This is a genomic window from Campylobacter concisus (genome assembly GCF_902460845.1).
Classification (GTDB): Bacteria; Campylobacterota; Campylobacteria; order Campylobacterales; family Campylobacteraceae; genus Campylobacter_A; species Campylobacter_A concisus_X.
Map to the genome: position 1 here is coordinate 120036 of NZ_CABPVS010000006.1, position 4851 is coordinate 124886.

3 protein-coding genes, 7 tRNA genes and 1 pseudogene are annotated in these 4851 nt (G+C 38.7%); all 11 read right to left on the reverse strand.

Annotation, left to right across the window (positions count from 1 at the left end; all coding sequences use genetic code 11):
* Positions 1-75 precede the first annotated feature (75 nt).
* Positions 76-151, reverse strand: a tRNA-Glu gene (locus F3H00_RS08995).
* A gap of 13 nt (positions 152-164) precedes the next feature.
* Positions 165-240, reverse strand: a tRNA-Lys gene (locus F3H00_RS09000).
* 138 nt (positions 241-378) lie between these two features.
* A tRNA-Leu gene (locus tag F3H00_RS09005) sits at positions 379-463 on the reverse strand.
* A gap of 15 nt (positions 464-478) precedes the next feature.
* Positions 479-555, reverse strand: a tRNA-Arg gene (locus F3H00_RS09010).
* Between the two features lie 15 nt (positions 556-570).
* Positions 571-647, reverse strand: a tRNA-Arg gene (locus F3H00_RS09015).
* 6 nt (positions 648-653) lie between these two features.
* A tRNA-His gene (locus F3H00_RS09020) sits at positions 654-730 on the reverse strand.
* Positions 731-739: 9 nt separating this feature from the next.
* Positions 740-817, reverse strand: a tRNA-Pro gene (locus F3H00_RS09025).
* Between the two features lie 481 nt (positions 818-1298).
* Positions 1299-2021: a TerC family protein gene (locus tag F3H00_RS09030; RefSeq protein ID WP_148800136.1), complete on the reverse strand. Its 723-nt coding sequence runs from the start codon at positions 2019-2021 to the stop codon at positions 1299-1301.
* A complete protein-coding gene (gene purN / locus F3H00_RS09035) occupies positions 2014-2601 on the reverse strand; it encodes a phosphoribosylglycinamide formyltransferase (protein ID WP_148800133.1) in 588 nt (195 codons plus the stop codon). The genes F3H00_RS09030 and purN overlap by 8 nt, the downstream gene beginning before the upstream one ends.
* Entirely contained in the window at positions 2592-3986 is a 1395-nt protein-coding gene (locus F3H00_RS09040) for an NAD(P)H-hydrate dehydratase (RefSeq protein ID WP_148800131.1), read from the reverse strand. Before F3H00_RS09040 ends, purN begins: the two co-directional genes overlap by 10 nt.
* Before the next feature lies 1 nt (position 3987).
* Positions 3988-4623: pseudogene (locus tag F3H00_RS09045) on the reverse strand (ATP-binding protein); the annotation flags it as partial.
* Positions 4624-4851: the final 228 nt, after the last annotated feature.

Sequence of the window (4851 nt, forward strand, 5' to 3'; positions counted from 1 at the left end):
CGAACTTATGACATCCACCTTGTAAGGGTGGCGCTCTACCAACTGAGCTAAGCGACCTAAAATTTAAAAAATATCTGGCGACCCTTAGAGGATTTGAACCTCTGTTTCTACACAGAGAAAGTAGAGTCCTGAGCCACTAGACGAAAGGGTCATAAACCCAAAAATGGTGTCCTGCGTTGGATTCGAACCAACGGCCCCCTCATTAAAAGTGAGATGCTCTACCGACTGAGCTAGCAAGACATTTGTTTAAAAAAGAATTGAGATTATACAAAAAACATTATTACATGTCAAGAAACAAGAAAAAGTATCCAGTGCTTTACAATAAAGACTAACTTTAATTTTTAATAATATAAATTTATCTCAAATTATAAAAAAGAATGGTGCGGATGAAAGGACTTGAACCTTCACGCCGTGGGGCACCAGATCCTAAGTCTGGCGTGTCTGCCAATTTCACCACATCCGCACAACAATAATAAAGTGGTACGCCCATCAGGATTCGAACCTGAGGCCTACGGCTTAGAAGGCCGTTGCTCTATCCAGCTGAGCTATGAGCGCATAAAGTATTTTAAGTGGCGCGCCCGATAGGAGTCGAACCCATAACCTACAGATCCGAAGTCTGTCGCTCTATCCAATTGAGCTACGAGCGCCCAAAATGGGGTGAGTGATGGGAATCGAACCCACGACCCTCAGGACCACAATCTGATGCTCTAACCGACTGAGCTACACTCACCATTTAACATGGTCGGGGTGAAAGGATTCGAACCTTCGGCCCTCTGGTCCCAAACCAGATGCGCTAACCAGACTGCGCTACACCCCGCCTGAGTCGTGTTTGTAAGTTTATGCCACTACCTCATTAAAAAGTCGTATTTTAACTTGTTTTTTTTATAAAGTCAATTAAAAAACACTTAAATTAATAGAAATTATATATAAAAGATAATTCAATCAAAAATATTAATTAATACTTCACCAAATACTTAATTTTTTACACAGGCCATATTTTTTGCTTCTCTATCTTATTACCTCACCATAAAGTATAACCTTTATTTCGCGGATTTTTAAGTAGCCTGACATGAATATTTTAACTAATATGCAACGAAATAAACATTGATCTATTATCTATTATGCCTTTCATACTTAGCAAAATTTTCTTTTAAATTTATACAGATTTATCTTTTTGGGCTAGAATTTTTATAAAATTACTTACTTAAAATTCCACAAACAAAAATCACTTGATAGGCTAATAATATGATTAATATTTTATCCATCATGTCATTAGCTTTTTCATCATCGTAAAAATATTATTTAGCTAACACTTTCTTTTTAGCATAAATATTTATACTTTCCACTGCCAATGAAAATGCCATCGCAAAATAGATATATCCCTTTGGAATATGAAATCCTAATCCTTCAGCAACGAGCGTCATGCCCACAAGCACCAAAAATGCAAGTGCTAAAATTTTTATAGTCGGGTTATTATCTACAAAATTAGAAATACCTTTTGACGCTATCATCATTACACTAACTGCTAAAATAACAGCTATGATCATTATCTCTATATGCTCAGCCATTCCAACAGCCGTGATAACACTATCAAGAGAAAAAACAATATCCAAAACAGCTATCTCGCTTACAATAACCAAGAAATTTGCATGTGATTTTTTACTATTTTTATGCTCTTCGCCTTCACCAGAAACACTAGAATGTATTTCAAGGGTTGATTTTACAAGTAAAAATAGACCACCTAGTATAAGTACCAAATCTCGGCCGCTTATGCTAAATTCTGCGATACTAAAGAGTGGCTTTGTTAGCTTCATGATCCAAAACAATGAAAGTAAAAGTAAAATTCTAGTCACCATAGCTAGCCCTAAGCCGACAATCCTACCACTGCCGCGCTGCTCTTGAGGTAGTTTACCTACCAAAATAGCGATAAATATAATGTTATCTATGCCTAAAACTATCTCTAAGCCAGTTAACGTAAGTAGTGATATCCACGCTTCTGGCGAACTAAACCATTCAAACATTTGCTTCCTTTGTTAAAATTTTTATTATGCTATCAGGCAAAATTTCATGCTCTATCGCATGGATTTTGCTCTCCCAATCCTCTAAGCTCATACCATCTTCTCTTTCAAACGCTCTTTGTGCGATGAGTTTACCTCCGTCAAGCTCCTCGCTCACGTAGTGCACGCTCACACCACCTATCATCATATCGCTCTCAAAGCTCTCTTTTATCGCATGAGCGCCTTTAAAAAGTGGCAATATGGAAGGATGTAAATTTATGGCTTTTATCTTTGATGTAAAAACAGGAGTTAATATCCTCATAAATCCAGCAAGCACCGTTAGCTCGGCACCACTTTTTAAAATTTGCTCCACAACTGCAGCGTCAAATTCTTCTCTATTTGCAAATTTGGCACTCTCTATTATCGTCGTATCAAGCCCAAATTTCTTAGCACGCTCTATGCCGTATGCGCCTGGCTTGTTGCAGATACAAAGGCAAACTTCGATTTTTATACCATTAAAAATTTGATTATGAACTTTTTTAAGTATCGCTTCTAAATTTGAGCCACTACCGCTAAAAAGTACGGCTATTTTTTTCATAAGCATTTTACTCCTTTTATAATGTCAGTTGGCTCGAGCGCGTAGCTGTTTTTTTTGAAATTTTTAAGGCTTAGCGCATGAGCTAGTGTAGCCGAGATGGCAGCATCTAGTGGCTCGTAGCCTTGAGCTAAAAGTGCTAGCACAAGACCGCTTAGCACGTCGCCGCTACCGCCTTTTGCAAGTAAATTTTTACCATAAGGCATGATGTAAATTTGCCCGTCTTTGGCGATTATAGTGTTTGCTCCTTTAAGTACTAGCACGGCCTTAAATTTCTCACTCCAAGCCTTAGCGTAAGCGTGTCTGTTTTCCTGTAAGGCTTGCACATCCATATCGGCCATTTTGCAAATTTTTAAAAGCGAGCAAAACTCCTTTGGATGAGGCGTCAAGACGCAGTTTTCGCTTAGCAGGTCAAGCACTTTTGGGCTATAAAAGATATCAGCATCAAGCACAAGCTTTTTGCCCTTTAAATTTTGCACCTCAAGCTCTTCTACGCCCTTTTTGCCAAGTCCCATGCCAACGGCTCCAGCGTTCATTTTCTCGCTTATCTTACTTACTTGCATGATATGTGTTGGTAAATTTAAACCCTGCTCGGCTATCACGCTAACTAGCCCAGCCCCAAAGGTAAATGCCGCCTTTGCGCAAAGTATGCTAGCTCCTATGTGCTCGCCAGATATGATAAATGCGTGGCCAAAGTCGCCCTTATTTACGCACTGATTTTTTCTATTTGGAAGCATAAGGTCGCGTTTTTCAAGCAAGTAATAGTTGCTCTCGCATTCGTAGTTTTGCGCGCCTATGCCAAGATCAGCGACCTTTATCTTGCCAACAAAGTCTTTTGCAGCGTCGCTATAAAGCCCAAACTTTCTAGCTCCCATCGTGATCGTAATATCTGCTTTTACGCAAGAGCCAAGCACCTTGCCATCGCTACTTAGCCCGCTTGGTACATCACAAGCGATGATGTAAGCGAGGCTGGCGTTTATTTTTGAGATGAGCTCTATGTGCTTTTCGTCTAAATTTCTATTTAGCCCTGAACCAAAAAGCCCGTCTATGACGCATTTTGCACCATTTAAGCTATCTTCTACATCTTTACTCTCACACACGCCAGCAGATTTAGCTCGCTCAAGCTGCTTAATGGCTAGTGGCTTTAAATTCTGACTAGCTAAGATAAATTCACATTCAAACTCGCCCTCAAGCATTCTTAACGCACAAAGCACGTCAGCACCGTTATTTCCACCACCGCAAATTCCAAGCAATCTCTCACCTTTTTTAAATTTCTTACGGATGAAATTTGCTATGCCAGCGGCGGCATTTTCCATTAAAATTTCTTCACTGAGGTCAAATTTCTCGCTCGCCCTCTCGTCTAAAACTCTCGTGTCTAAATATAAATTTTTCATTCTATGCCCTAAAACTAAGCGCCTCTAAGATGTGGGGCTTTAAAATTTGCTCACTCTCATCAAGGTCAGCGATGCTTCTAGCCACCCTAAGTGTCCTTTTTATGCCTCTTTGAGAAAGATTGTACCTCAAGGACGCCTTTTGTAAAATTTCTCTTGCTTCATTATCTAATAGACAAAATTTTTCTACTTGTGCGTCATTTAGCTTGCCATTTAGCTCATCTTGATCGCGCTTTTTTTGAAAGATAAAGGCTTTTAAGACCATCTCACTCATCTGCTGTGAGCTCAAACTTGCCTTGTCACCTGGCGAGCTCTCGTCCATAGCAACTTTTAAATCAATGCGGTCAAGCACTGGAGCTGAAATTCTTGATTTATAGTTTTTTATCTCGTTTTCGCTGCATTTGCAATTTAGATTGCGAGAGAATAAATTTCCACAAGGACATGGATTTTGAGCGGCTACGAAGATAAATTTAGTCTCGTAAGTCACTTTTGAATTCACTCTTGCGATGTGGATTTGATTGTCCTCTAGTGGCTCTCTGAGGCTCTCGATCACTTGTTTAGAAAAGTGAGGAAATTCATCAAAAAATAGCACTCCACCGTTTGCAAGTGCGATTTCACCGATCTTTGCGACATTTGAGCCTCTGTAAGATTCAATAAAAGTTGCGAATGAATAAAAGCGATTGAGAAATGCATTATGTAAAATCATTGCCCTATTTTCAGTTAAATTAATACTATTTTACTATTTTTTAAAATTAAAAACAAGCTACTAGAAATTCAATAAAAGTTGCGAATAGTTCAATAAAAGTTGCTAAAATATTATAAAAATTCAATAAAAGTTGCTAAAAAGTTTTAAAGGCGGTATAATACA

Coding starts and splice junctions, on each gene's coding strand:
- F3H00_RS09030 (WP_148800136.1), bottom strand. CDS start 2,021: ATGTTTGAATGGTTTAGTTCGCCAGAAGCGTGGATATCACTACTTACG.
- purN (WP_148800133.1), bottom strand. CDS start 2,601: ATGCTTATGAAAAAAATAGCCGTACTTTTTAGCGGTAGTGGCTCAAAT.
- F3H00_RS09040 (WP_148800131.1), bottom strand. CDS start 3,986: ATGAAAAATTTATATTTAGACACGAGAGTTTTAGACGAGAGGGCGAGC.